The sequence below is a fragment of the Afipia sp. GW822-FHT03D08 genome (assembly GCF_058801645.1).
Genome location: NZ_JBXANK010000003.1, coordinates 442,265 through 465,297, shown reverse-complemented (window position 1 = coordinate 465,297; position 23,033 = coordinate 442,265). Strand labels below are relative to the sequence as shown.

The following is a 23,033-nucleotide window of genomic DNA, read 5'->3' as shown; positions in this document are numbered from 1 at the left end:
ACCGCATCGCTCCGTCACTTTTCCGCAACCGCCTTCATGCTGGTCAGGCCCTGCTGAAACTGGCCGCCGACCATGCGATCCATCTTGAAGACCATGTGCATGATCTTCGCCATGTAGGGCGCCGGACCATGCATGGCCCACGTCACGGTCGTCGTGCTGCCCAGCGGCCGCATGGTGAATTCGGCGATGTTGTGGGCCTCGAACGGGCTGAAGAAATCCAGCTTGATGACGATCTTCGACGACGGCGTCGCATCGAGGATCTCCATGCGGCCATGGCCGATATTCTTGTTGCCGCGCCATTCGTACACGGAGCCCTTGCCGTTCGGCGCACCGCTGAAGGTCCGCTGCATGGCGGGATCGACATGCTCGTAGGGCGACCATGACCCCCAGTTTTTGTAATCGTTGATCAGCGGAAAGATCTTGTCCGCCGGTGCATTGATATCGATCGAACGCTCGATGCGGAACGTGTTCGGCCGTAGCGCAGCGAGGACGAGAACGATCGCGATCACAATCGCCAGGATGATGGCAATATACATCAGGGTCGTCATGTTACTCTCCGTCTCAGATGTGATTGAGTTCGGGCGTCAGCGACGCCAGGGGAAAATCAGACGCAGCCGCTCGTCGCGCAGGTAGAGCCCGCCCCAGAGCAGAATGCCAAGATAGACGCCGAACAGCGTGTGGCTGAACAGTGGGCTGCCGGCGCGCACGTGCACATAGATCGCGCCGCCGAGATATCCGGTCAGCAAAATCGCGCCGAGCGCCGAGGTCCGCGGATACGCATAGAGCAGCGTGCCAAGCAGGGTCAGCACACCCAGCGTCACCGCGAGATTCGTCGGAATACCAAGCTGGCGCGATGTCTCGACGACGACATCGAGCGGAATCAGCTTGATGACGGCGTCGAACAGCAGGAACACGATCACGAGGCCGCTGAGGACACGTCCGGTCCACAGCGCCGTCGTCGAAATCGGAACAAGCTCGTTCATGGTGCCTGCTCCGGATGTCAGGCTTGCAGCGATGCGAGATACGCGGCGAGCTGATCCCACGTTCCGCCCCACCCCTGCGTCATGCTGGCGAAGTTGCCCTCGAAGGTCGCACGTTCTTCATCCGAGCCATTGAGCGCGACCGTGCGATTGACCAGCAGGGTCTTGCCGCCCTTATCGATGAAGGTTGCGGTCCCCAGCATTTCGATCGGCCATGTCGGCGCCATCGGATGACGCGAGAGACCGCCATCCTTGTCGGAAAACGAACTGACAAAGACCAGCCGCTCGGGCTTGACGATCTCGCGGAACACCCACCTGCCCCACATCTCGCTGCCGTCCGGCGCCTGCATGCCGTAGTGAAAGGTCCCGCCCGGCCGGAGATCGAGATCGCCGACGAGCATCTTGAAACCCTTGGGGCCCCACCATTTCATCAAATGATCGCTCTGGGTGAACACTTTCCAGACGAGGTCGCGCGGCGCATCGAACAGACGCTCGATGACGAATTCCTTGCTGTAGGTTTCCGCAACGGCGGATTGAGCTGAAGCCATTTTCTTTTCTCCGAAAGATATTGCTTTGGGCGCCGGCGATCAGGCGGCTGGCGCCGGCTGCGGATGCGCGAGGCTCCAGCCGTGACCGAACGGATCGCGCACTTGCGCGTAACGCGCGCCCCAGAATGCATCCCAGGGCTCGAGGATCGATGTGGCGCCGGCGGCGATCGCGCGCTTGTAGGCTTCGTCGCAGTTCGGCACTTCGAGATGGATAAGGAATGTCGAGCTGCCGAGCTTGCCGGGAGATTCGGTCTTGCCGTCGCCGTGGCTGCAATACTCCGGGAAGTAGTCCATCAGATACACGGCCGCGCCGTTCACGGTCATCTGGGCGTGCATCAGACGCTTGCCGTCTTCCGCCGGCATGCGCAGCGTTTCGGTCGCACCGAAGGCCTTGCTGTAGAATGCCAGCGCATCGACGGCGCCATCGACCACGAGATGCGGAACGAGCGGGGGAAGCTGAGCTGATTGGTCGGCCATGGGTAACTCCGTTACTTTGGGGTGCTTGATGTGATGTGCGAGCGTCGCCGCAAGGCGGCGCTTTATTTCTTTGAAGGCGCGCGCCGTGGAGGTTTCCGCTTCGCCGTCTTGCGCGGCTTTGGGGCAGCTTCCAGCGTCTCTTTCGCCTGCAGCTCGCCGAGATATTCCTCGAGGCGATCCAGTCCCGACTCCCAGAACCGGCGATAGCTCTCGAGCCAGTCGTCGACTTCCTTGAGCGCCGCCGGTTCGATCTTGCATGGACGCCACTGCGCCGCGCGGCCGCGCGTCACCAGACCGGCATGCTCCAGCACCTTCAGATGCTTCGAGACCGCCGGCATGCTCATGGCGAACGGTTCGGCGAGCTCCGTGACCGAGGTTTCGCCGAGCACCAGCCGGGCGAGAATGGCGCGGCGGGTGGGGTCTGCCAGTGCTGCGAATTTGGTGCTGAGCGGGTCCATCGGCGTTCTCATGTAACCATTCGGTTAAATAACCTTTTGGTTAAGTACAGCCGTAGCCTGAAACTGTCAAGCGCTCTCCTGATCTGAAAAAATCGTGTGGGCTATTCCGCGGCGGCCAGAGGCGAGCAGCGGCGGCGTGAGGCTCAATAATCCTTGAGCAAACGCTCGATGTAATCGAGCTCGATCTGCGGCCGCTGCGGGTCCGCGAGACGGCGGCGCAGCTCTTCGAGAATCCGCCGCACGCGCTGCACATCGATCTCGCCGGGGATCTTCACGGTGAGATCGTCACTCCACTCGCGGCCATTGAGCGGCCGCCCGAGCGGATCGGTGGTGTTGCCGCTGTTCTGTTGACGGCCCGTGCGATTGCCCGGGCCGCCGTCCTGCCCTTCGCCCTGCTGCATCGACTGCGCGAGATTCTGCGCACCCTTGCGCAAGGCTTCGAGCGCACGGCCCTGCGAATCCGCCGCGCTGTCGGCATTGCCCTGGCCAAGCTGGTTGCCCGCGTCGCCCATCGCCGAATCGGCGTCGCCAAGCGCGTCGCCGTCGTCCTGCTGGCCGTCCTGTCCCTGGCCCGGCTGCTGCCCCTGACCCGGCTGGCCTTTGTCACCGCGCCGCCCCGGCATCATGCCGTTCTTCTTCATATCGTCGAGCAGCTTGCTCAGCCGGTCGCGCAGCGCCTGCTGGTCCTGACGCAGGCCCTCCATCTGGTTCTGGTCGCCCTGCTCGCCGCGGCTGCGGTCCCGGCGCGAATCCTGGCCCTGCTTGTATGTCTTGTCGCGCAGTTGCTGCTGCTTGCGGATCATGTCGCCGAGTTCGTTCAGCGCCTGCTCCATCTCGCCGTCGCCCTGCCCCGGCTGCGCCATCTGCAGGTTTTCCAGCATCTGCTGCAACTGCTCGAGCAGCGCCCGCGCGGCATCCTTGTCGCCGGAGCGCGACAGCCGCTCCATGCGATCGATCATGTTCTTGAGATCCTGCTGACTCAACACCTTGGCATTGGGGTCCAGCGGCCGCGCCAGTTGCTGCGGGTTGTTACGCTGCTGCTCGGCCAGTTGCCGGATGAATTTATCCAGCGCAGCGCGCAGGTTCTCCGTCAGCTTCTTGATCTCTTCGTCGCTGGCGCCGCGATCGAGCGCTTCCTTCAGGGCGTCCTGCGCAGCCCGCAACGCCTTCTCGACATCGGTGATGTTGCCGTCTTCGATCGCGACGGCGAGCGCCCACAGGTTATCGACAGTCTCGCGCATGGCCTCACGCGTACTGGCATGGCCGAGTTGGGACGCGATGCTGCGCAGACCGAGATAGTGCCCAAGCTCCGGTGTGAACGCTTCGGGGGCGATCATCAGCGCATCGAGCGCGATCAGCACCAGCGGCTTCTGGTTGGCATCGAGTGCAAGATTGCGGCGCTGCTCGATCAGCGCGCGCGCCAGCGGCTTTACGAACAGCCGCTCCGGCAGCCGCATGTCGAACGGCTCGCTGCGCCCTTCGTTGCCGGCTTCATCCTTCGCCGTCAGCGTCAGCGTGACATCCGCGCCGGCATAGGGATTTTCGCTGAGATCCTTGACGGTCTGGCCGACGCCGTTGCGGGTGCGCACGTTCGGCAATCCGAGCGTAATCGACGGCGGATCGAACAGCGGCTGCGGCCTGGCGCTATCGTCCTCCTGCTTGCCGGCGCGAGGCGCGAACTGCGCCTGCGCTTCGGTCACGCCGTAATCGTCTTCAAGCTTGTAGGACAGCAGCAGCGCGCCCTTGGCCTGGCGCTCGGGATCCTTGGCGAGCGAGATACTCGGCGCACGATCAGGCATCGCCCTGAACGTCCATTGCGGCTGGCCCGACGGCGAGCGGACATGCGCGGTGCCGTCACCGGCAATGGTGAAGTGCCGCTCGCTGGTGCCGTGCGGCGCGTTCGCTGCCGCCGGGACTTCCGTCACGCCGCCCGCTGCGGAGACGTCTAGCCTGCCGCCGCTGGAACGGACGATCAGCGTGCTGCCCGCCGGCACCGAGACAGGTCCCATGTCTGACGGAGGTGCGTCCTTGTTCAGGGAGTTCGACAGGATGATCGGCGGACGGCTGGTGTAGGGCGGCGGTGTCACCCACGCATCGACGCGAACATTCGCCGCGGAAAAGGCGCCGTCCCAGTCGAACGCCGCGACGACGCGCGCCAGACGATCGCTGCCGGCGGCGATGAAGGTCGCGACCATCAGCACGACAACCAGCGCGCGCAGCGCCCACGGATCGTGAAGCGCGAGACGCGGCGACGGCAGACCGGCGCGGATGCGCTTGATCGACGCCAGTGTCCGCGCATGCTGCTCCTGCCACAGCGCCTGGGTGATCGGATCCTGCGACTTCAGCGTATCGGTCAGCGCCGTGGCCGGACGATGGGGAATTCCGGTTCCGCGATCGAGGCGGCGCAGAGCATCCTCACGTGTCGGCCAGCGAAACCGGATTGCCGGGACCAGGGCGGCGACTGCAAGCAGGGCGAAGACCGCGAATGCAAAAATGCGCACCGAGAAGGGGAACGCGACCCAGAGACCCGCCCAGGATGCCGCAAGGAACAGACCCACGACCGTCAGCAGCCGCGCGAAGTGCGGCCAGCCACGCTCCCATGCGACCGCAAGCCGCGCCCGCCGCAAGGCTTGCGCTAGCTGAAGACGCCGGGCCTCCTCGGCAGCGCGCGGACGCTCGGATGGGTCTGGGGTCGGTCCGTTCAACAGGCTCTCCAGAGTCAACTCAGTGCAGCCTAGCACAGCGGCGGCAATGAGGCATGGCTTCAGTCCTGCGTACCCACATGCAAAGCTGCGGCCAAAGACCAAGGCCGCCGCCGAAAAGCCGGTCTACCGTTTCACAAAAGCGTGACGCCCAGCCCCAATTCCCCGCCTTGGAAGCGCGTTGCTGCAAGTTACCTCACGCGCAGAAGAATCCGGAGACACACAAATGAGTCCCAACGCCGGAAAGGCATTCGCCGGATTGCTGCGTTCGCTGCTCGTCATCGCAGCGCTGTTTTTCATCCCGGCCTGGTCGCTGAGATTCTGGCAGGGCTGGGTCTATCTCGCGATCATGGGCGCCGCCTCCGCCGCCATCATCCTGTATCTCGCGAAATACGACGACGCGTTGATCGGACGGCGGCTCAAGGCTGGGCCGGTCGCCGAGAAAGAGAAGAGTCAGAAGATCATTCAGACTCTGACCGCGGTGTCCGGCGTCGTTGCGTTTCTGGTGCCCGGTTTCGATTTTCGCTCGCACTGGTCGGATGTCCCGGCAGCGCTGATCATCCTGGGCGACATCGGCGTCGTGATCGGATACGTCATCATCTTTCTGGTTTTTCGCGAAAACTCCTACGCCTCCAGCATCGTCGAAGTTGACGAAAGCCAGAAGGTCATCTCGACGGGCCCATATGCCGTCGTCCGCCATCCGATGTATTCCGGCGCGATCCTGATGTTTCTCGCAACGCCGCTGGCGCTCGGTTCATGGTGGGCCTTCATTCCCGCAGCGATCTTGAGCGCGATGGTCGCTGTGCGCCTGATCGATGAAGAGAGATTTCTTGTCATCCACCTGCCGGGCTACGATGCTTACCGTTCGCGCGTGCGTTACCGGCTGATTCCGGGAGTGTGGTAGATCGCAACCAGGGCGGCTGCGATCAAAGCCACGGAGCCTGTGTCTGCGTGGACCGTTAGTTAATCTTGGTTCCTGCGGTGTCCACGACCCTTCCCCAACGCTCATAATCGGCGCGGATCAACTGCGCGAACGCCTCAGGGGTCGAGGTGGTGACGCTCAGGCCTTGCGCTTCAAGACGTTCGCGCACGTCCGGGAGTTTTCCGATGCGGATCACTTCCGCGTTGAGGCGCTCCACGATCGGTGCCGGCGTCGCCGCAGGCACGACGAGACCGAACCAGGAGTCCACCACGAAGTCAGCCACGCCGGCTTCCGCGGCGGTCGGCACATTGGGAAGCAAGGGAGAACGTTCGCGGCTTGTCACTGCCAACCCCTTGACCTTGCCATCCCTGATCTGGGGCGCGAGCACAGTCAGTGTATCGAACGCGAGATTCACCTGATTGCCGAGCAAGGCATTGACCGCAGGCGCGCTGCCCTTGAACGGAACATGCAGCAAGTCCGTGCCGGTCAGGCTCTTGAACAGTTCGCCGCTCAGATGGCAGAGCGTTCCCGGACCGCACGACGAATAGGTGAACTTGCCCGGCTCCTTCTTTGCCGCGGCAACGAGGTCCTTCACGCTCGATACCGGCGCGTCAGGGCTCGCCGCAAGCACGTAAGGCACCGACGCCAACGGCGATACCGGCGCGAAACTCTTGAACGGATCGAATTTAATGGCCGTGTTCACGTGCGGCAGAATGGTGAGCTGTCCCGCGGGCGCCAGCGACAGCGTGTATCCGTCAGGATCGGCCGCGGCCACGGTTTCAGCCGCGATGGCCGTGCCGGCACCCGCCTTGTTTTCAACCACGACAGGCTGCTTCAGCGCCTCGCTGAGCTTCTCGCTGTAGATCCGCGCGATGGTGTCCGCAGCACCGCCAGCCGGGAACGGCACGATCAGCTTGATCGTGCGGCTCGGCCACGCGTCCGCGAAAGCGCCCGTGCTGATGCCGACAAGAAGACTGGATGCAGCAGCCGCTGCGACAAGAAAACGATGAAATCCAAAAGAGCGCATGACGAATCCCCTGCCATTTCGATCAGGACTTGTCGTGCATCGCTACTTTCGCCGCATGATCGCGGGGGAGGCGCGCTGATGACCTGATCGGCTGCGCGGCCGCTTCAGTGGAGCGGAGCGCATCGATGAGCTCTAAAGATCATCTCGCAACGGCCTTTCAGCAATGAAATGCTATTGCGAAATGATATGGCGCACTGGCGGATTCATCTCGCGCCGGAACAGCGATGAGAAGATAATTTTTCTGTCTGGGGAAATGCCGCTCAGCGCGGCACCTTTGGCGTTACGCCGCTACAGCCACGACGCGACGCGATCCATCGCAATCAGGGCTTCGGCATCGATGCGCGGCCGCACCACCGCATACCGCTCGCCGTTCACAAGAACCTCGGGCACCAGCGCGCGGGTGTTGTAGCTGCCGGACTGCACCGCGCCGTAAGCGCCCGCCGTCATGATCGCCACCAGATCGCCCGGCTTCGGTTCGGCCATCTTGCGGTCGAGCGCGAGATAGTCGCCGGTCTCGCAGACCGGTCCGACCACGTCCGCGACAAAATTACGCGCCGCGTCTTCGCGAACCGGCAGCACGTCGTGGTGCGCTTCATACAGCGTCGGACGAATGAGGTCGTTCATCGCCGCATCGATGACGACGAAGTTCTTTGCATCGCCATGCTTCACATAGATCACGCGGGCGACGAGAATTCCGGCATTGCCCACGATCAGGCGGCCCGGCTCGAACATCAATGTCGCATCGATCCCCTTGGTGACGCGCTTGACCATCGCGGCATAGACGGAGGGCTCCGGCGGATTGGGCAAATCGTGCTCATAGGGAATGCCGAGCCCGCCGCCGAAATCGACATGCGAGATGGTATGGCCATCGGCACGCAGCGTTGCGACGAAATCCACCATCAGCTTGAACGCATCCTCCAGCGGGCCGAGATCGGTGATCTGGCTGCCGATATGCGTATCTACGCCGGTGACCTTGATGCCGGGCAGCTTCGCGGCGCGGGCGTAAACTTCGCGCGCGCGGCTCAGTGGAATGCCGAACTTGTTCTCGGACTTGCCGGTTGAAATCTTGGCATGCGTCTTGGCATCGACATCCGGATTGATGCGGATGGAGATGCGCGCGGTCCGCCCCGTCTCGCTGGCGAGCTTCGACAGCAGTTCGAGTTCGGGCTCGGACTCCACATTGATGCAGAGGATGTCTTCAGCGAGCGCCTGCCGCAGTTCGGCTTCGGTCTTGCCGACACCGGAGAACAAAATCTTCGATGCGGGAATGCCGGCGGCCCGCGCGCGCTTCAATTCGCCGCCGGATACCACGTCGGCGCCGGCGCCGAGCCTGGCCAGGGTGCGCAGCACCGACTGGTTGGAATTCGCCTTCATCGCGTAGCACACGAGCGACGGCACGTCCGCAAAGGCCTCGGCGAACACCCGGTAGTGACGCTCGAGGGTGGCAGTCGAATAGCAATAGAACGGCGTTCCGACCTCATCGGCGAGGCGGGCCAAGCTCACGTCTTCGGCGTGCAGCACGCCGTTGCGATACTGGAAATGATTCATGGGATCAGTCCAGAATCGCGTCGAGCGGAATCCGCTTTTTCTCTCCGCGCGGCGCAAGCGGTGCGTTGGCACTGCCGGGCGGCCGATAGACCTCGCTCTGAAGGCTGCCCGCCGAATTCCGATCAGCAATGCCGAAGTCGGAGTTCTGCGGGTTGGTCTGATCCACGGACGCCCCCGGAGGAGCATCGAGATAGGCCTTGCGGCCGCAGCCGGCGAGCGCGCACGACAGTGCAATCAGCCCGACGGCCGTCAGCTTCGAGAAGGAAGGATGAGAACGAGACACGAGTCAGTCCTTGAAATTGCGCGCCACCATACAAAGAAGGTGCCGTTCTGGCGAGGCCCGGATTGAACGAAAATATCCGGGGTCAGCCCGAATTTTGCTCTTTTTCAAGCCGTTTGAGCCACTCCTTGGCCTGCTTGCGCACGTTGTCCGGCGCGGTCCCGCCATAGCTGGTGCGGCTTTCCACCGAAGCCTGCACGGACAGAACATCGAAGACCGACGCCGTGATCCTGGGCTCGACCCCCTGCATCTCCGCAAGCGGTACCTTGTGCAGCGCCAGTCCCTGCTCCGACGCCTTCGCCACGATGCGGCCGGTCACGTGATGGGCGTCGCGGAACGGCATTTTCAGCGTGCGTACCAGCCAGTCGGCGAGATCGGTCGCCGTCGCATAACCTTCGCCGGCCGCGACCTTCATGCGCGCTTCTTCCGGCACCAGATCGAGCGTCATGCCGGTCATGGCGCGGATCGCAAGCGAGAGCGCGGCGAACGCTTCCATCGCGCCCTGCTTGTCTTCCTGCATGTCCTTTTGATAGGCGAGCGGCAGCCCCTTCATCACGATCAGCAGCGCCGTCAGCGAACCGATGACGCGGCCGGTCTTGGCGCGCACCAGTTCGGCGGCATCCGGATTTCTCTTTTGCGGCATGATCGAGGAGCCGGTGGTGAACTTGTCCGACAGCGACACCAGCCCGACCAGCGGCGATGTCCAGATCACGATCTCCTCGGCGAAGCGGGACAGGTGAACCGCCGCGATCGCCGACGCCGACAGCGCCTCCAGCACGAAATCCCGGTCGGAGACCGCGTCGAGCGAATTCGCCATCGGGCGGTCGAATCCGAGCGCGCTGGCGGTCGCGTGGCGATCGATCGGAAACGATGTCCCCGCCAACGCAGCAGCGCCGAGCGGACTTTCGTTCAGCCGCTTGCGGGCGTCCGCGAAACGTCCGCGGTCGCGCGACGCCATCTCCGTGTAAGCGAGCAGATGATGACCGAAGGTCACAGGCTGCGCGGTCTGCAAATGGGTGAAGCCCGGCATCACGGTGTCGGCATGCTCGATGGCACGATCCACCAGCGCGCGCTGAAACGCGGCGAGCGCCCTGTCGATGTCGTCGATGACGTCGCGGACGTAGAGCCGGAAATCGGTCGCAACCTGATCGTTGCGCGAACGTGCGGTATGCAGGCGGCCTGCGGCCGGTCCGATCAGTTCGCCGAGACGGCTTTCGACATTCATGTGAATGTCTTCGAGCGCGCGCTTGAACGAGAACGAGCCCTTGCCGATTTCTGACAAAATCGTGTCTAGACCGCCGGTGATGTTTTTTGCATCGTTGGCCGTAATGATGCCTTGAGCGGCGAGCATGGCTGCGTGAGCCTTGGACGCGGCGATATCCTGGGCGTAAAGGTGCTGATCAACGTCGATCGAGACGTTGATCTCCTCCATGATCGCGTCGGGACTTTCACCGAAGCGGCCGCCCCACATCTTGTTGCTCATATTCTGGTACTCACGCGTTCCTGCTCAGAAATCCAACCATCAACCGAAGCTTCCGTCAGACGAGACCTCATGCCCGACATCGATCCATCGACGCCCAAATTGCCCCGCGCGAATGCTTATCGCATCCGGATGACCCTCGTTTCCGTCATTATAGCGGCCGCAGCGGGAATGGGTGGGGTATACGGGATCGGTGGGTTAATGCGCAATGCGCATGCGCAGGCCCAATGTGCGCCCGCGGTCGATCTGGCCAGGAAAATCGCGCCTTTTGCCAAAGGCGAGGTCGCGGCATTAACCATGGCCACGGCGCCGCTTCAGTTGCCCGATCTCGCTTTCGAGGATTCCGAGGGCAAGACGAGAAAGCTGTCGGAGTGGAGAGGCCGCACCGTCCTCATCAATCTGTGGGCGACCTGGTGCGTGCCATGCCGCAAGGAAATGCCGGCGCTCGACAAGCTGCAGGAGACGCTCGGCGGCAAGGACTTCGAGGTGGTCGCGATCAATATCGACACTCGCGACCCTGAGAAGCCGAAGAACTTCCTGAAAGAAGGTAACCTCACCAAGCTGGCCTATTTCCATGACCAGAAGGCAAAGGTGTTTCAGGAGTTGAAGAGCGCCGGGCGTGCACTTGGAATGCCGACCTCGGTGTTGGTCGATGGTGCGGGATGCGAGATCGCCACCATTGCAGGCCCCGCCGAATGGGCGAGCGACGACGCGATGAAACTCATCAAGGCCGCGACCGCGAAATAACGCCGCAGTTCCATCTGACGACAGCCACTTGACGGCATCGCGCGCGCCCCTATACTTAACCATATGGTTTACTATTCTGCTGATCGCCTGAATCGCGTCTTTGCCGCCGTCGCCGATCCGACGCGGCGCGCGCTGCTGGCGGAATTGGAGGGGCGCGAGAGCGTCACGATCAGCGAACTCGCGAAACCGTTCGCGATGTCGCTGCCCGCGGTCATGAAGCATCTCGATGTGCTGTCGGACGCCGGGCTGATCACCAGGAGCAAGACAGGCCGCACAGTCACGTGCCGCCTGACAGCGGCCCCGATGGAGCAGGCAATGGAATGGCTCAGCCGCTACCAGCGATTCTGGACCGCGCAACTCGATCGTCTCGCCGCTTTTGTGGAGAAGGACCTATGCTCACCCAGCCCAGCCTCACCCTCGCCCGACGGCTCAAAGCCCCAGCCTCCAAAGTCTTCGAAGCGTGGACGGACCCCACGAAAATCGTCCAGTGGTTCGGACCCGGACACACCATAGGCGACAGCGTCAAAGCCGACATGGATGTCCGTGTCGGCGGCCACTTCAAGATCAATTTCAGCACCGATGACGGTCAGTCGCATCAGGTCGGCGGCAAATATCTCGAAGTGACGCCGTATCAGCGGCTGGTCTTCAGTTGGGCGTGGCATTCGACACCGGAGCGCGTCTCGCAGGTGACCGTGGTGCTGCGCGAGGAAGGCGACGTGACACTGCTCACGCTCACCCACGACAAGTTCTTCGATGAAGCTGCCCGCGACGGCCACAAGCGCGGCTGGACCGGAACGCTCGACAAGCTCGAGAAGTTTTTCGCCTGAAATGCACAACGGCGCCGGCGGCGACCGCCACCGGCTTAACCTGGAAACCACCAACGGAGTTTGAAATGCAGTATGTCGACGGATTTGTTTTGCCGGTACCGAAGAAGAATCTGAAAGCCTACAAAGCTCTGGCGAAGCTGGCCTGCAAGGTCTGGCTCGATCATGGCGCGCTCGATTACCGCGAATGCGTCGCCGAAGACGTCAAACCCGGCAAGCTGACGTCGTTTCCGCAGAGCGTGAAACTGAAGACCGGCGAGACCGTGGTCTTCTCATGGATCACCTACAGGTCGCGCAAGCATCGCGACGCCGTGATGGCCAAGGTGATGAAGGATCCGCGCCTCGCGAAAATGATGGACCCGAAGAAGATGCCTTTCGATGCCAAGCGCATGTTCTTCGGCGGGTTCGACACCATCGTCACTGCGTAGAGCCACTCATCACGGTTCTGAAACCGCTGGGCGCTCGTGATTCCTCTCAACAAGAGAGTCCGTGCCCAGTTCAACCAAGGACATCCCAATGACTTCGATCACGCCGTTCCTCTGGTTCGATAACAACGTCCCCGAGGCTGTCGCCTTCTACAAATCGGTGTTTCCCAATGCCAAAGTCGAAACCGTCAATGATTTCATGGCGACGTTTGAACTCGAAGGACAGAGGTTCAACGCTCTCAATGGCGGCCCGCAATTCAAATTCAACGAGGCCGTCTCCTTCTTTGTCAGTGTCGAGAGCCAGGAAGAGGTGGACTACTTCTGGAACAAACTAACTGCCGACGGCGGCGAGGAATCGAGATGCGGTTGGCTCAAGGACAAATTCGGCCTGTCGTGGCAGATCGTTCCGACCGCTCTTGGCGAGATGATGAAAAGCGGCACGCCTTCGCAATCACAGAAGGTGATGGAAGCCATGATGAAGATGGTCAAGCTCGACATCAAGACCTTGAAACAAGCCTATGACCAGGCGGCCTGACACTCTCCAGCGTGCCTCCTGTGCAGGGAATGGCGGTTTCGCCATTCCCTCGCAAGCCGCAACCAATCTCTACACCCGCGCGTTCCATGCCGCATGGGCGCAAGCCGAAACCATCGTGATGCAAAGGAGCGCAGCCATGTTGAAAGCAAGCCATGCATTCAGCGGCTTCTCGGCCAACGATATCGGGAAAGCCAGGGAATTCTACAGCGGCATGCTGGGACTCGAAGTGTCCGAGGACCACGGAATACTGAACCTGCATCTTGGCGGCGGCGCCAATGTGCTGATCTATCCGAAAGCCAATCACACACCCGCAACCTTCACCGTTCTCAACTTTCCGGTCGACGATGTCGACAAGGCCGTCGACGAGCTGGGAAAGCGCGGCGTGCGCTTCGAAATCTACAACGAGCCGGAATTCAAAACCGACGCGAAGGGCATTTCCCGCGGCAACGGCGGTCCGACCATCGCATGGTTCAAGGATCCGGCCGGCAATATCCTGTCCGTGCTCGATGCCAATGGCATGATGTAACGAGGGAATCACCATGACGTCCCACGGCCATTTCCACTGGAACGAATTGATGACGCCGGACCCGGAACGCGCCAAGCAGTTCTATCAGAAAACCATCGGCTGGACCTTCGAGGGCATGCCGATGGAGGATGGCGCGACCTACTGGGTGGCCTATGCCGACGGCGAAATGGCCGCTGGAATTTTTCCGACCAACAGGCCCGCCTTCGAAGGCGTCCCGGAAGGCTGGATGTCCTATCTGGCTGTCGATGACGTCGATGCGCGGGTGAAGGTGGCGATGGCGGCAGGCGCGCAATTGATGCGGCCGATCTTCGACGTGCCGCATGTGGGCCGCATTGCCATCCTGACCGAGCCTGGCGGCGCGGGCATCGGGTGGATTACGCCGGCCGATTGATCAGACCGAAATATCGAGATTGCCGCCGACGCCGGGCGGATTGTTCGCGGCGGGCTGGAGCAGTTGCAGCACCGATTTCTCCGAATCGATGTTCTGCTTCATGACGCTGGTCGCGATCTGCTGCTGGGTGTTGGCAGCCTGCATGGCCATCATGCTGCTAACGATACTCATCACGTCCATGGAAACGCACTCTCCCGACTCACGTGCGTGAACCTAGATGGAGACGGTTAATAAAAGCTGGCTGGGGAAGCGCGGCGGATTAGCGCGTCGGGACGGGCTTGTCGCCGCGATAGTCGTAGAAGCCGCGCTGCGATTTGCGGCCAAGCCATCCGGCTTCGACATATTTCACCAGCAGCGGGCACGGGCGATACTTCGAATCCGCCAGTCCTTCGTGCAGCACCTGCATGATGGACAGACAGGTATCGAGGCCGATGAAGTCGGCCAGTTCCAGCGGGCCCATCGGATGATGCGCGCCGAGTTTCATCGCCGCATCGATGGCTTCGACGTTTCCGACGCCTTCGTACAGCGTGTAGATCGCCTCGTTGATCATCGGCAGCAGGATGCGGTTGACGATGAAGGCCGGGAAGTCTTCCGAGACGGCAATCTGCTTGCCCATCGCGGTGACGAATTCGCGCGCGGCGTCGAACGTCGCATCGTCGGTGGCGATGCCGCGGATCAGTTCAGCCAGCTCCATCACCGGAACCGGGTTCATGAAATGGATGCCGATGAATTTCTCGGGCCGGTCCGTCGTGGCCGCAAGCCGGGTAATCGAGATCGACGACGTATTCGACGCGATGATCGCCTCGGGCTTCAGCACGGCGCACAGATCGTGGAAAATCTTGCGCTTGATCTCTTCCTTCTCGACCGCGGTCTCGATCACGAGATCGCAGGCAGCCAGCCCGTCAAGGCTGTCGGACGAGGTGATCCTGGTGAGCGCCTTCTTGTGCGCGTCTTCGGTGATGGTCTTCTTGGCGACCTGACGAGTCAGATTGCCGTTGATGGTGGCCATCGCTGACTTCAGGCGATCGGCGGACACATCGTAGAGGACCACGTTAAAGCCAGCGAGCGCGGCAACATGCGCAATGCCGTTGCCCATCTGCCCCGATCCAATCACACCAACCGTCTTGATCGCTGCCATTCGCTTCCGGTCTCTGTGCTCGCTATCGCTGGATGCGGCAATGACCTTGCCGCATCCCCTTTAATATTACGTCAAACACCTGTCGGGGTTTCGGAATTCCCTCCCGAGCGCCCAACATAGCAGGTTCCGGGCGCATCGTGCGCCCGGATGTCGATCTTAAAGGGCGGCAGTGAGTTCAGGAACCGCCTGATAGAGATCGGCGACCAGACCGAAATCCGCGACCTGGAAGATCGGCGCGTCTTCGTCCTTGTTGATCGCGACGATCACCTTGGAGTCCTTCATGCCAGCCAGATGCTGGATCGCTCCGGAAATACCGATGGCGATGTACAGTTCAGGCGCGACCACCTTGCCGGTCTGGCCGACCTGCCAGTCGTTCGGGGCATAGCCTGCGTCCACCGCGGCGCGCGAAGCACCGACGCCGGCGCCGAGCTTGTCCGCCAGCGGCTCGATGTACTTGGTGAAGTTCTCGCGGCTCTGCATGGCGCGGCCGCCGGAGACGATGATCTTCGCCGAGGTCAGTTCCGGACGATCGCTCTTGGCGACTTCCTCGCCGACAAAGCTCGACAGGGCCGGATCGGCCGCGGCCGCCGCGTTGTCGATCGATGCGCTGCCGCCGTCGCCAGTCGCACCGAAGGTCGAGGTGCGGACGGTGATGACCTTCTTGGCGTCCTTCGACTTCACGGTCTGGATCGCGTTGCCGGCATAGATCGGCCGCTCGAACGTGTCGGGCGACACCACCTTGATGATCTCGGAGATCTGCGCCACGTCGAGGAGGGCCGCAACACGCGGCAGCGTGTTCTTGTAGCGGGTGGTCGCCGGCGCAACGATGGCGTCGTACGGACCTGCAAGCGAGACAATCAGCGCAGCCAGCGGCTCGGCCAGATCGTGCGCATAGGCGGCGTTGTCGGCCAGCAGCACCTTGCGGACGCCCTTGAGCTTCGCAGCAGCTTCAGCCGCGCCCTTGGCGCCTTCGCCTGCCACCAGCACGTCCACGTCGCCGCCAAGAGCAGCGGCAGCGGTCAGCGCCTTGTTGGTGGCGTCCTTGATCGATGCGTTATCGTGTTCAGCAATCAGCAACGTGGCCATCAGAGCGCCCCCGCTTCCTTGAGTTTCGACACCAGCTCAGCGACGTCCTTGACCTTGACGCCCGCCTTGCGGCCCGGAGGTTCGGTTGTCTTGAGAACTTCGAGACGCGGCGACAGATCAACACCGAAACTGTCGGCAGCCTTCTCGTCGATCGGCTTCTTCTTCGCCTTCATGATGTTGGGAAGGCTCGCATAGCGCGGCTCGTTGAGACGCAGGTCGGTGGTGACGATCGCCGGACCCTTGACCTTGACGGTCTGAAGGCCGCCATCGACTTCGCGCGTGACCTTGAAGTCCGATCCGTCGACTTCGAGCTTCGATGCGAAGGTTGCCTGCGCCCAGCCGAGCAATGCTGCCAGCATCTGGCCGGTCTGGTTGCTGTCGTCGTCAATCGCCTGCTTGCCGAGAATGATCAGGCCAGGCTTTTCTTCGTCCGCGACGGCCTTGAGAATCTTGGCGACGTTAAGCGGCTCGACGTTGCTGTCGGTCTTCACGAGGATGCCGCGGTCGGCGCCCATGGCAAGGCCGGTGCGGATTGTCTCCGACGCCTGCGCAGGTCCGATCGACACCACCACGACCTCAGTCGCCTTGCCGGCCTCTTTCAGGCGCAGGGCTTCCTCGACGGCGATTTCGTCGAACGGATTCATCGACATCTTGACGTTGGCGAGTTCGACACCCGTCCCGTCGCTCTTGACGCGAATTTTGACGTTGTAGTCAACGACGCGCTTAACCGGCACCAGAACCTTCATCGGTTCCCTTTCGTCCTGAAATGGTTGATCACATCCACTCTAAAGCGGTTGGCGGCGGAACCTAATGGTCCCGCCAATCCGGGTCAACGCGCGAAAATTGGAAAACAAGGAAGGTATACCTAATATCTCCGCTTAACGGTTTTGGCCCGGCACCCAAAGCACGTCGCGAGCCCCGTTATCATTGACCGCGCGGCCTGCCACGAACAGGAAATCGGACAGCCGGTTCAGATACTGCACGGCTGCATCGCTCACCGGCTCGTTGGGCTGGGATGCCAGTTCCACCACCATGCGTTCCGCCCGGCGGCAGACGGTGCGGGCCAGATGCAGCTGAGCGGCGGCGGGTGTTCCGCCAGGCAAAATAAATGAGTTCAGCGGCGCCAGATCGGCATTGAGCGCGTCGATGTCATGCTCCAGACGCTCGACCTGCGTGGCCAGCACGCGCAGCCGCTCGGCCTTGCCCTCCCGCTGCGGAACGGCCAGATCGGCGCCGAGATCGAACAGGTCGTTCTGCACCCGTCCGAGCATGGCATCGATGACCGGGGCCTGCGCCAGATGAAGACGGGCCACGCCGATCACGGCGTTGGTTTCATCGACAGTTCCATAGGCGCTGACGCGAAGATCGTATTTCGGGCGGCGCTCGCCGCTGCCGAGCGCTGTCGTCCCGTCATCGCCGGTGCGCGTGTAAATCCGGTTCAGAATGACCATCGCGTCGATCCATTGTAACTGTTGAAGTCCCGTCCACCTCCGTCGATCAGCTCTTGCCGAGCGCCCAGACGGCCAGCATGGCGATGACGATGGCGATAAACTGAAAAAGCACGCGCAGCCGCATCAATCGTTGCGAGGTGTTGGGCGAGCCGCCGCGCATCATGTTGAACAGGCCGAGCAGCAGCACAATCGTGACCGCGGCCAATGCAATGGGGAGAGCTATATTCGAGAGGAACGTTGTCATGAGAGGTACATAACACTCCCGATGGCCTCGCGCCATCGCCTGCCTGAAAGTGCTGGAGAGAACTTCCTCAACCGGACATGACTTTAAGTGCCCGGCGCGTTACATCTTGGGGGCAATGAATCAGGGTGGCACGTGAGGCTGATCCGAGACGCTTTCAATGTCGCACTCGATGCGTTCTACACGTTCCTGGCCGATGATGGCTGGGCGATCGCGAGCCATATCGCACTATCGGCGCTGATGGCGCTGTTTCCCTTCCTGATCGTGATCACCTCCCTTGCCGGTGTGTTCGGATCGAAGGAACTGGCCGACCGGGCTGCCGAAATGATGCTGGAGACGTGGCCCACGCAGGTCGCCGATGCGCTGTCCGGCGAAATCCATAACGTACTGACCCAATCGCATAGCGGTGTTTTCACCATCGGCGTCGTGCTCGCGCTGTACTTCGCATCGAACGGTGTCGAAAGCCTGCGCGTCGGGCTGAACCGGGCCTATGGCGTCGTCGAAAAGCGGAGCTGGTACTGGCTACGGCTGGAATCGATCGGCTACACCATGGTCGCCGCCGTGACCTCACTGGCGATGGCGTTCCTGATCGTGCTGGGTCCGCTGATCCTGGCCGCCGCGCGGCGCCACATTCCGCTTCGGATCGAACCGAACGAAGATCTGTTTACGATCCTGCGCTTTGGGCTGACCATTGTCGCGCTGATCGTGACGCTTGTGATCCTGCACAAGTGGCTGCCGGCCGGAACGCGCCGCATGCGCGAGATTATGCCGGGCGTTGTCTTCACGATGATCGGATCGCTCGTCTCCGGCGTGGTGTTCGGCCAGTACCTCGCGCGTTTCGCCAGCAACTACGTCACGACCTATGCCGGCCTAGCGTCGGTGATGATCGCGCTGGTGTTTCTGTATTTCATCGCGGCGATTTTCGTGTACGGCGGCGAACTCAACGCCTCGATCGTCAAGTGGCAGAACGCTGCGTCGCCTGAAGAAGCGCCGTCGCCAGCGCGCGCGGGCTGACCGGTTTGGTCAGGAACGCATCGGCGCCGGCGGCGAGCGAGGCCTGCTCATCATCTGCTCGCCCCGAAACGCCGATAATGGCGATACGCCCGCAACGTCCTTCAAGCGCCCGGACGCGCCGGATCGCTTCAACGCCGTCGATGCCCGGAAGCACCATGTCCATCAGCACCGCATCAAAGTCGCCCTGCGCGATCCGCTCCGGCGCCGCCTCGCCGCGTCCGATGAATTCGGTCTGATGGCCGAGCTCGGTCAGAATGGCGTTGAGCACGACGCGGCCGAATGGATTGTCTTCAATGCTCAGGATGCGAAGACCTCGCGACGCGCGCGGCACATCCGATCCCGGCGCCGGTGGCTTCAGCGCCTTCGCCCGCTTGAGCGCAACGGTCAGCACGAATGTCATGCCGCCGCCCGCTCGCTGGCTTGCCGTGATGTCGCCGCCCATGGCACGGGCGAGTTGCTTGACCGACGACAATCCAAGGCCCGCACCGCCGAAACGCGACGCGATGCTGACATTCGCCTGCGAGAACGGTTTGAACAGCCGCTTGATCTCCGCGAGCGAAAGACCGATGCCACTGTCGGAAACCGAGAACGTCACATCCAGTCTGTCGCCTGAGCCTGCCCTGGCCGAAACGTCGAGGGCCACCGTGCCCTGCTGGGTAAACTTGACGGCGTTGTCGATCAGGTTTTCCAGCGCCGCCCGCAGGCGCACCGGATCGCCGGTCACAAAGACCGGCAGTTTTGCCGCGATCTCGACCTGCGATTGCAGCCCCTTCGCCGCGGCACGCCCAGCCAGGGAATCCCCCATCGCCCGTGACAGCGCCTGAAGATCGAAAAAGTCCTGGCGCACCGCCAGCCCGGTGGTGTCGTGGCGCGCCGCATCGACGAACAAGGTGGCGAGCGCTGCGAGATGCTCCGCACCGACCTTGATCGTATCCACCCAGCGCCGCTCGCGCTCACCGAGTTCGGATGTCGCCAGCAGTGAACTGATTGCCAGAATGCCGGTCAGCGGAGTGCGGACTTCGTGGGCGAAGGCCGCCAGCGCCGTCTCGACGATCCGCGATTCCGAAGCCGGCTGTTTGACCCTCCGCTTCGCAGCAGCCTTTTTGACGGCCGCCTTTTTCGAGGCAACCGGCTTCGCCCCACGCGTCTTCCGCGCAGGCGTCTTGGCGCCGCGCTTGACGCGCGTCTTCAGGCTACGCTTGACGCGCGATTTCGCCGCCATGATTCCCCACCCCATCCAGCCTCCAACATGACATGTCGGAGGCTGCCGAGTCACGCTACGGCGGGTTTAAGCGGGGTTAATACCAACAAGACGCCGCACCTGCGCCGGTGTCGTCCCACCGGCCCGCAAATCCCGGAGCGCCGTGGACCGCGTCGATTTCGACAGCTTCTGTCCTGCCTCGTCCAGCACGAGGCCATGGTGGCGGTAAACCGGCTGCGGCAGCCCGAGTAATTCCTGCAACAGCCGGTGCACGCCGGTCGCCCAGAACAGGTCCTGGCCCCGCACGACATCGGTGATGCCTTGCAGGGCGTCGTCGATCACAACCGACAGATGGTAACTCGTCGGCGTGTCCTTGCGGGCCAGGATGACGTCGCCCCATTGCTCAGGCTTTGCCGGCACCTGTCCGGTCTCGCCACCCGGACCGGCGCCTTGCTCCGTCCAGAACAGGGGACCGGCGCGCGCCGCCGCTGCGTCCATATCGAGCCGCAAGGCGTAGGGCGCTCCCGACGACAGGCTTCGATCACGCTCGTCGATCGCCAGATGCCTGCCGGTTCCGGGATAGACCGGAGCGCCATCGGGATCGCGCGGCCATGGTCCCGCCCGGTCCTTCGCATCGACCAGCCGGGCGATTTCTGCGCGGCTCTCGAATGCGGGATACAGCAGGCCCTCGCGCATCAGGCGATCGACGGCCTCGCGATAGAGCGCGAGCTGTTCCGACTGCCGCCGCACCGGCTCTTCCCATGTCAGGCCCAGCCACGCGAGATCCTCATAGATCGCCTGCTCGTATTCGGGCCGGCAGCGGGTGGTGTCGATGTCTTCGATGCGCAGCAGCAACCGCCCGCCACTTTGCCGGGCGAGATCGAAGTTCAGCAGCGCCGAGCGCGCATGTCCAAGATGAAGAAATCCATTCGGACTTGGCGCGAAACGGAAAACGGGTGGCGGCATGGTTCGATCCTGTTCGACGCATCGTGCCCCGGCAATTGCACTCGCGTCCGATTCCCTTCATGCTCACAAAACCAATGACAGTCCATCTCAACACGCAAGCGGACCTTGAAGACGCGGTTCATGCGCTGGTCCGTTTCGATCCCCGGCTCGGCCCCGTGCTCGATGTCGCCGGGATGCCGAACCTGCGGAGGCGCGAGCCCGGCTTCGCAGGTCTCGCGGCCATCGTCTGCGGACAGCAGTTGTCGACAAAAGCCGCCGCCGCCATCTGGGGCCGCGTCAGCACGACGTTCAATCCCTTTCATCATGACAAGCTCAAGAGCGCACGCGCGGACCGGCTCGGACGTCTCGGCCTGTCTGCGGCGAAAATCAAATCGCTGAAATTCATCGCGCGCGAACTGAGCGAGGAACGGCTCAACCTCGAAGTGCTCGCGGAGGAAGACGCGGACGCCGCCCATGCGACCCTGACGAAGCTGCACGGCATCGGGCCATGGACCGCCGACATCTATCTTCTGTTCTGTCTCGGTCACGGCGATGCATGGCCGGCGGGCGATCTTGCCATTCAGGAGGCGATGCGCATCGGCCTCGCCTTGAAGTCGCGGCCAACGGTCAAGGAGATGCATCCGCTGGCGGAGCCGTGGCGGCCGTTTCGCGGCGCAGCCGCGCATCTGTGGTGGTCGTACTATCACGCTATCAAGAAGCGCGAAGGCGTGATCGCAGGAACAGCGACAGCGTCGCCAAAAACGACCACCAAGAAGAAACCTGCGAAAGCGAAAACCGTTTCAAACGCCAAGGGCGTTTTAAACAAATCCCGCGTCGCAAAAGCGTCAGCGAAGCCGGCGAAGAATGCGCTACCAAAGAAAGCAGCGAAGACAACGGGAGCGCGGAAATGACATCGTCCACTCAATTCATCGTGGAGCGGAACGATCTGGCGAAGTGCAGGCTGATCGAGACGCCGCTGCCAGGCGTGATGCAATTACCCGAGGATGGCTTGCTGGTGAAGGTCGAGCGTTTCGCATTCACCGCGAACAACATCACCTACGCGATGCTCGGCGACCAGTTGAAGTACTGGCATCTGTTTCCGACACCCGAGGGCTTCGGCAACATTCCGGTCTGGGGATTCGGCCGGGTCATCGAATCGCGTCATCCGGAGATCGCGGCGGGCGAAGTGCTGTTCGGCTATCTGCCGATGGCGACGCATCTCGTGATCGAAGCCGCCGACGTCAGGAAAGCAGGTTTTCGCGATGCCGCCGCGCACCGGCAGAGCGTTTCGCCGGTTTACAATGCCTATGCCCGCGTCACCGGCGATCCCGCCTTCGAGGGCCGCGAAGGCGACTATCAGGCGCTGCTGCGGCCGCTGTTCATGCTCTCGTTCCTGGTGGACGATTTCCTCGCCGACAAGGACTTCTTCGGCGCGAAAACCGTGATCCTTTCCAGCGCATCGAGCAAGACCGCGTTCGGGCTGGCGTGGCTGCTGCACAGCCACCGCAAGCCGGTGCGCGTGATCGGACTCACGGCGGCGGGGAATAGGGACTTCGTCACATCGCTCGGCTGTTACGACGAGGTCGTGATATACGACAACATCGAGACCATTCCCGCGGATCAGCCGGTCGCCTTCGTCGATATGGCGGGCAATCCCGATCTGCGCACCCGGCTGCACAGGCACTTCGGCGGCCAGTTGGTTTACAGCGGACGGGTCGGCCTGACCCATCAGGATGCAGCGCCTGACGACGACGCCCTGCCCGGCGCCAAGCCGACATGGTTCTTTGCGCCGGACCAGATTCGCAAGCGCGCCAAGGAATGGGGTCCCGGAGGAATCGACCAGCGATTCGGCGCGGTCTGGTCCGGCTTCACCGCCGCGATGGGCCCCAAGCTCGATGTGATCGAAAGCCGGGGTTCCGACGCGGTCCAGCAGGTTTACCTGGATACGCTCAAAGGCCGCGTAAAACCGGCACAAGCGCACATGCTGTCGATGGCCGATTGAGGCGAAGCGCTCACCGGCAGGTGAGCGGAAACGCTCTTCACAATCCCGTCACGCTGCCTGTAGTATGTCATCCCAAGCTGCTTCG

29 protein-coding genes are annotated in these 23,033 nt (G+C 62.4%); 11 read left to right on the top strand and 18 right to left on the bottom strand.

All coding sequences use genetic code 11. The features are described from left to right. Nucleotides 1-14: 14 nt before the first annotated feature. The 6 genes from AC1RM7_RS21455 to AC1RM7_RS21430 all read right to left on the bottom strand — a co-directional run bounded on the left by AC1RM7_RS21455 (nt 15) and on the right by AC1RM7_RS21430 (nt 5,168). On the bottom strand, nt 15-548 hold the full coding sequence (locus AC1RM7_RS21455) for an SRPBCC family protein (protein WP_024919526.1): 534 nt from the start codon (nt 546-548) through the stop codon (nt 15-17). A 36-nt stretch (nt 549-584) separates the two neighbouring features. Then, nucleotides 585-983 carry a DoxX family protein gene (locus AC1RM7_RS21450; RefSeq protein ID WP_024919527.1) on the bottom strand — a complete coding sequence of 133 codons (399 nt, stop codon included), beginning with the start codon at nt 981-983 and terminating at the stop codon, nt 585-587. Nucleotides 984-1,000: 17 nt separating this feature from the next. Next, nucleotides 1,001-1,528 (bottom strand): SRPBCC family protein, encoded by a 528-nt coding sequence (locus AC1RM7_RS21445; protein ID WP_006018812.1) that lies wholly within the window; start codon nt 1,526-1,528, stop codon nt 1,001-1,003. A 39-nt stretch (nt 1,529-1,567) separates the two neighbouring features. After that, nucleotides 1,568-2,005: a VOC family protein gene (locus tag AC1RM7_RS21440; protein ID WP_024919528.1), complete on the bottom strand. Its 438-nt coding sequence runs from the start codon at nt 2,003-2,005 to the stop codon at nt 1,568-1,570. Nucleotides 2,006-2,067: 62 nt separating this feature from the next. Further along, the gene (locus AC1RM7_RS21435; RefSeq protein WP_024919529.1) at nt 2,068-2,463 is read right to left on the bottom strand and encodes an ArsR/SmtB family transcription factor; all 396 of its coding nucleotides are present in this window, start codon (nt 2,461-2,463) and stop codon (nt 2,068-2,070) included. A 143-nt stretch (nt 2,464-2,606) separates the two neighbouring features. Continuing rightward, a complete protein-coding gene (locus AC1RM7_RS21430; RefSeq protein ID WP_024919530.1) occupies nt 2,607-5,168 on the bottom strand; it encodes a TIGR02302 family protein in 2,562 nt (853 codons plus the stop codon). A 223-nt stretch (nt 5,169-5,391) separates the two neighbouring features. Here AC1RM7_RS21430 and AC1RM7_RS21425 point away from each other — a divergent pair, with 223 nt between their 5' ends. Then, a complete protein-coding gene (locus AC1RM7_RS21425; protein WP_024919531.1) occupies nt 5,392-6,069 on the top strand; it encodes a methyltransferase family protein in 678 nt (225 codons plus the stop codon). Between the two features lie 55 nt (nt 6,070-6,124). Here the strand turns inward: AC1RM7_RS21425 and AC1RM7_RS21420 are convergent, their stop codons facing one another. From AC1RM7_RS21420 to argH, 4 genes are all read right to left on the bottom strand, one after another. Beyond that, the gene (locus AC1RM7_RS21420) at nt 6,125-7,114 is read right to left on the bottom strand and encodes a Bug family tripartite tricarboxylate transporter substrate binding protein (RefSeq protein ID WP_024919532.1); all 990 of its coding nucleotides are present in this window, start codon (nt 7,112-7,114) and stop codon (nt 6,125-6,127) included. 288 nt (nt 7,115-7,402) lie between these two features. Continuing rightward, nucleotides 7,403-8,662, bottom strand: a complete 1,260-nt coding sequence (lysA, locus tag AC1RM7_RS21415; RefSeq protein WP_024919533.1) for a diaminopimelate decarboxylase — start codon at nt 8,660-8,662, stop codon at nt 7,403-7,405. 4 nt (nt 8,663-8,666) lie between these two features. Further along, entirely contained in the window at nt 8,667-8,945 is a 279-nt protein-coding gene (locus AC1RM7_RS21410) for a hypothetical protein (RefSeq protein WP_024919534.1), read from the bottom strand. Between the two features lie 82 nt (nt 8,946-9,027). Then, nucleotides 9,028-10,425 (bottom strand): argininosuccinate lyase, encoded by a 1,398-nt coding sequence (gene argH / locus AC1RM7_RS21405; RefSeq protein ID WP_024919535.1) that lies wholly within the window; start codon nt 10,423-10,425, stop codon nt 9,028-9,030. Between the two features lie 69 nt (nt 10,426-10,494). Between argH and tlpA the strand changes: the two genes are divergently transcribed. The 7 genes from tlpA to AC1RM7_RS21370 all read left to right on the top strand — a co-directional run bounded on the left by tlpA (nt 10,495) and on the right by AC1RM7_RS21370 (nt 13,870). Continuing rightward, nucleotides 10,495-11,169 carry a thiol:disulfide interchange protein TlpA gene (gene tlpA / locus AC1RM7_RS21400; RefSeq protein WP_034459894.1) on the top strand — a complete coding sequence of 225 codons (675 nt, stop codon included), beginning with the start codon at nt 10,495-10,497 and terminating at the stop codon, nt 11,167-11,169. A 63-nt stretch (nt 11,170-11,232) separates the two neighbouring features. Next, a complete protein-coding gene (locus AC1RM7_RS21395; RefSeq protein WP_024919537.1) occupies nt 11,233-11,682 on the top strand; it encodes an ArsR/SmtB family transcription factor in 450 nt (149 codons plus the stop codon). Next, nucleotides 11,649-11,996, top strand: a complete 348-nt coding sequence (locus AC1RM7_RS21390; protein WP_244434430.1) for an SRPBCC family protein — start codon at nt 11,649-11,651, stop codon at nt 11,994-11,996. Before AC1RM7_RS21395 ends, AC1RM7_RS21390 begins: the two co-directional genes overlap by 34 nt. A gap of 65 nt (nt 11,997-12,061) precedes the next feature. Continuing rightward, nucleotides 12,062-12,421, top strand: coding sequence for a DUF1428 domain-containing protein (locus AC1RM7_RS21385; RefSeq protein ID WP_006018801.1), 360 nt, complete (start codon nt 12,062-12,064; stop codon nt 12,419-12,421). A gap of 88 nt (nt 12,422-12,509) precedes the next feature. After that, nucleotides 12,510-12,953, top strand: coding sequence for a VOC family protein (locus tag AC1RM7_RS21380; protein ID WP_006018799.1), 444 nt, complete (start codon nt 12,510-12,512; stop codon nt 12,951-12,953). Next, a complete protein-coding gene (locus tag AC1RM7_RS21375; RefSeq protein WP_204367748.1) occupies nt 12,937-13,479 on the top strand; it encodes a VOC family protein in 543 nt (180 codons plus the stop codon). The genes AC1RM7_RS21380 and AC1RM7_RS21375 overlap by 17 nt, the downstream gene beginning before the upstream one ends. Before the next feature lie 13 nt (nt 13,480-13,492). Next, the gene (locus AC1RM7_RS21370) at nt 13,493-13,870 is read left to right on the top strand and encodes a VOC family protein (RefSeq protein ID WP_024919538.1); all 378 of its coding nucleotides are present in this window, start codon (nt 13,493-13,495) and stop codon (nt 13,868-13,870) included. Here the strand turns inward: AC1RM7_RS21370 and AC1RM7_RS21365 are convergent, their stop codons facing one another. The 6 genes from AC1RM7_RS21365 to AC1RM7_RS21340 all read right to left on the bottom strand — a co-directional run bounded on the left by AC1RM7_RS21365 (nt 13,871) and on the right by AC1RM7_RS21340 (nt 17,789). Then, nucleotides 13,871-14,050 (bottom strand): YjfB family protein, encoded by a 180-nt coding sequence (locus tag AC1RM7_RS21365; protein WP_006018796.1) that lies wholly within the window; start codon nt 14,048-14,050, stop codon nt 13,871-13,873. A 79-nt stretch (nt 14,051-14,129) separates the two neighbouring features. Next, nucleotides 14,130-15,008: a 3-hydroxybutyryl-CoA dehydrogenase gene (locus AC1RM7_RS21360; protein WP_006018795.1), complete on the bottom strand. Its 879-nt coding sequence runs from the start codon at nt 15,006-15,008 to the stop codon at nt 14,130-14,132. Between the two features lie 156 nt (nt 15,009-15,164). Further along, on the bottom strand, nt 15,165-16,094 hold the full coding sequence (locus AC1RM7_RS21355) for an electron transfer flavoprotein subunit alpha/FixB family protein (RefSeq protein ID WP_006018794.1): 930 nt from the start codon (nt 16,092-16,094) through the stop codon (nt 15,165-15,167). Continuing rightward, nucleotides 16,094-16,840, bottom strand: a complete 747-nt coding sequence (locus AC1RM7_RS21350; protein WP_006018793.1) for an electron transfer flavoprotein subunit beta/FixA family protein — start codon at nt 16,838-16,840, stop codon at nt 16,094-16,096. The genes AC1RM7_RS21355 and AC1RM7_RS21350 overlap by 1 nt, the downstream gene beginning before the upstream one ends. Before the next feature lie 132 nt (nt 16,841-16,972). Next, nucleotides 16,973-17,545, bottom strand: coding sequence for a cob(I)yrinic acid a,c-diamide adenosyltransferase (locus AC1RM7_RS21345; RefSeq protein ID WP_024919539.1), 573 nt, complete (start codon nt 17,543-17,545; stop codon nt 16,973-16,975). Between the two features lie 46 nt (nt 17,546-17,591). Next, on the bottom strand, nt 17,592-17,789 hold the full coding sequence (locus AC1RM7_RS21340; RefSeq protein WP_024919540.1) for a twin transmembrane helix small protein: 198 nt from the start codon (nt 17,787-17,789) through the stop codon (nt 17,592-17,594). Between the two features lie 132 nt (nt 17,790-17,921). On the opposite strand from AC1RM7_RS21340, the gene AC1RM7_RS21335 reads away from it, so the two are divergent. Continuing rightward, nucleotides 17,922-18,800 (top strand): YihY/virulence factor BrkB family protein, encoded by an 879-nt coding sequence (locus tag AC1RM7_RS21335; RefSeq protein WP_024919541.1) that lies wholly within the window; start codon nt 17,922-17,924, stop codon nt 18,798-18,800. Here AC1RM7_RS21335 and AC1RM7_RS21330 read toward each other — a convergent pair. Both AC1RM7_RS21330 and gluQRS read right to left on the bottom strand, forming a co-directional pair. After that, nucleotides 18,742-20,022 (bottom strand): ATP-binding protein, encoded by a 1,281-nt coding sequence (locus AC1RM7_RS21330; protein ID WP_024919542.1) that lies wholly within the window; start codon nt 20,020-20,022, stop codon nt 18,742-18,744. The two genes, AC1RM7_RS21335 and AC1RM7_RS21330, sit on opposite strands and share 59 nt — an antisense overlap. Before the next feature lie 66 nt (nt 20,023-20,088). Further along, nucleotides 20,089-20,967 carry a tRNA glutamyl-Q(34) synthetase GluQRS gene (gene gluQRS / locus AC1RM7_RS21325; RefSeq protein WP_024919543.1) on the bottom strand — a complete coding sequence of 293 codons (879 nt, stop codon included), beginning with the start codon at nt 20,965-20,967 and terminating at the stop codon, nt 20,089-20,091. 74 nt (nt 20,968-21,041) lie between these two features. Here gluQRS and AC1RM7_RS21320 point away from each other — a divergent pair, with 74 nt between their 5' ends. Together AC1RM7_RS21320 and AC1RM7_RS21315 are read left to right on the top strand one after the other, a co-directional pair. Continuing rightward, the gene (locus AC1RM7_RS21320; RefSeq protein ID WP_024919544.1) at nt 21,042-21,857 is read left to right on the top strand and encodes a DNA-3-methyladenine glycosylase family protein; all 816 of its coding nucleotides are present in this window, start codon (nt 21,042-21,044) and stop codon (nt 21,855-21,857) included. Further along, nucleotides 21,854-22,948, top strand: coding sequence for a DUF2855 family protein (locus AC1RM7_RS21315; protein ID WP_024919545.1), 1,095 nt, complete (start codon nt 21,854-21,856; stop codon nt 22,946-22,948). Before AC1RM7_RS21320 ends, AC1RM7_RS21315 begins: the two co-directional genes overlap by 4 nt. The last annotated feature ends 85 nt before the right edge of the window (nt 22,949-23,033 follow it).

What these genes read in the sequence shown, in the direction of transcription:
- AC1RM7_RS21455 (WP_024919526.1), bottom strand. Translation starts at nt 548, where the DNA reads ATGACGACCCTGATGTATATTGCCATCATCCTGGCGATTGTGATCGCG.
- AC1RM7_RS21450 (WP_024919527.1), bottom strand. Translation starts at nt 983, where the DNA reads ATGAACGAGCTTGTTCCGATTTCGACGACGGCGCTGTGGACCGGACGT.
- AC1RM7_RS21445 (WP_006018812.1), bottom strand. Translation starts at nt 1,528, where the DNA reads ATGGCTTCAGCTCAATCCGCCGTTGCGGAAACCTACAGCAAGGAATTC.
- AC1RM7_RS21440 (WP_024919528.1), bottom strand. Translation starts at nt 2,005, where the DNA reads ATGGCCGACCAATCAGCTCAGCTTCCCCCGCTCGTTCCGCATCTCGTG.
- AC1RM7_RS21435 (WP_024919529.1), bottom strand. Translation starts at nt 2,463, where the DNA reads ATGGACCCGCTCAGCACCAAATTCGCAGCACTGGCAGACCCCACCCGC.
- AC1RM7_RS21425 (WP_024919531.1), top strand. Translation starts at nt 5,392, where the DNA reads ATGAGTCCCAACGCCGGAAAGGCATTCGCCGGATTGCTGCGTTCGCTG.
- AC1RM7_RS21420 (WP_024919532.1), bottom strand. Translation starts at nt 7,114, where the DNA reads ATGCGCTCTTTTGGATTTCATCGTTTTCTTGTCGCAGCGGCTGCTGCA.
- lysA (WP_024919533.1), bottom strand. Translation starts at nt 8,662, where the DNA reads ATGAATCATTTCCAGTATCGCAACGGCGTGCTGCACGCCGAAGACGTG.
- argH (WP_024919535.1), bottom strand. Translation starts at nt 10,425, where the DNA reads ATGAGCAACAAGATGTGGGGCGGCCGCTTCGGTGAAAGTCCCGACGCG.
- tlpA (WP_034459894.1), top strand. Translation starts at nt 10,495, where the DNA reads ATGCCCGACATCGATCCATCGACGCCCAAATTGCCCCGCGCGAATGCT.
- AC1RM7_RS21395 (WP_024919537.1), top strand. Translation starts at nt 11,233, where the DNA reads ATGGTTTACTATTCTGCTGATCGCCTGAATCGCGTCTTTGCCGCCGTC.
- AC1RM7_RS21385 (WP_006018801.1), top strand. Translation starts at nt 12,062, where the DNA reads ATGCAGTATGTCGACGGATTTGTTTTGCCGGTACCGAAGAAGAATCTG.
- AC1RM7_RS21380 (WP_006018799.1), top strand. Translation starts at nt 12,510, where the DNA reads ATGACTTCGATCACGCCGTTCCTCTGGTTCGATAACAACGTCCCCGAG.
- AC1RM7_RS21375 (WP_204367748.1), top strand. Translation starts at nt 12,937, where the DNA reads ATGACCAGGCGGCCTGACACTCTCCAGCGTGCCTCCTGTGCAGGGAAT.
- AC1RM7_RS21370 (WP_024919538.1), top strand. Translation starts at nt 13,493, where the DNA reads ATGACGTCCCACGGCCATTTCCACTGGAACGAATTGATGACGCCGGAC.
- AC1RM7_RS21365 (WP_006018796.1), bottom strand. Translation starts at nt 14,050, where the DNA reads ATGGACGTGATGAGTATCGTTAGCAGCATGATGGCCATGCAGGCTGCC.
- AC1RM7_RS21360 (WP_006018795.1), bottom strand. Translation starts at nt 15,008, where the DNA reads ATGGCAGCGATCAAGACGGTTGGTGTGATTGGATCGGGGCAGATGGGC.
- AC1RM7_RS21355 (WP_006018794.1), bottom strand. Translation starts at nt 16,094, where the DNA reads ATGGCCACGTTGCTGATTGCTGAACACGATAACGCATCGATCAAGGAC.
- AC1RM7_RS21350 (WP_006018793.1), bottom strand. Translation starts at nt 16,840, where the DNA reads ATGAAGGTTCTGGTGCCGGTTAAGCGCGTCGTTGACTACAACGTCAAA.
- AC1RM7_RS21345 (WP_024919539.1), bottom strand. Translation starts at nt 17,545, where the DNA reads ATGGTCATTCTGAACCGGATTTACACGCGCACCGGCGATGACGGGACG.
- AC1RM7_RS21340 (WP_024919540.1), bottom strand. Translation starts at nt 17,789, where the DNA reads ATGACAACGTTCCTCTCGAATATAGCTCTCCCCATTGCATTGGCCGCG.
- AC1RM7_RS21330 (WP_024919542.1), bottom strand. Translation starts at nt 20,022, where the DNA reads ATGGCGGCGAAATCGCGCGTCAAGCGTAGCCTGAAGACGCGCGTCAAG.
- gluQRS (WP_024919543.1), bottom strand. Translation starts at nt 20,967, where the DNA reads ATGCCGCCACCCGTTTTCCGTTTCGCGCCAAGTCCGAATGGATTTCTT.
- AC1RM7_RS21320 (WP_024919544.1), top strand. Translation starts at nt 21,042, where the DNA reads ATGACAGTCCATCTCAACACGCAAGCGGACCTTGAAGACGCGGTTCAT.
- AC1RM7_RS21315 (WP_024919545.1), top strand. Translation starts at nt 21,854, where the DNA reads ATGACATCGTCCACTCAATTCATCGTGGAGCGGAACGATCTGGCGAAG.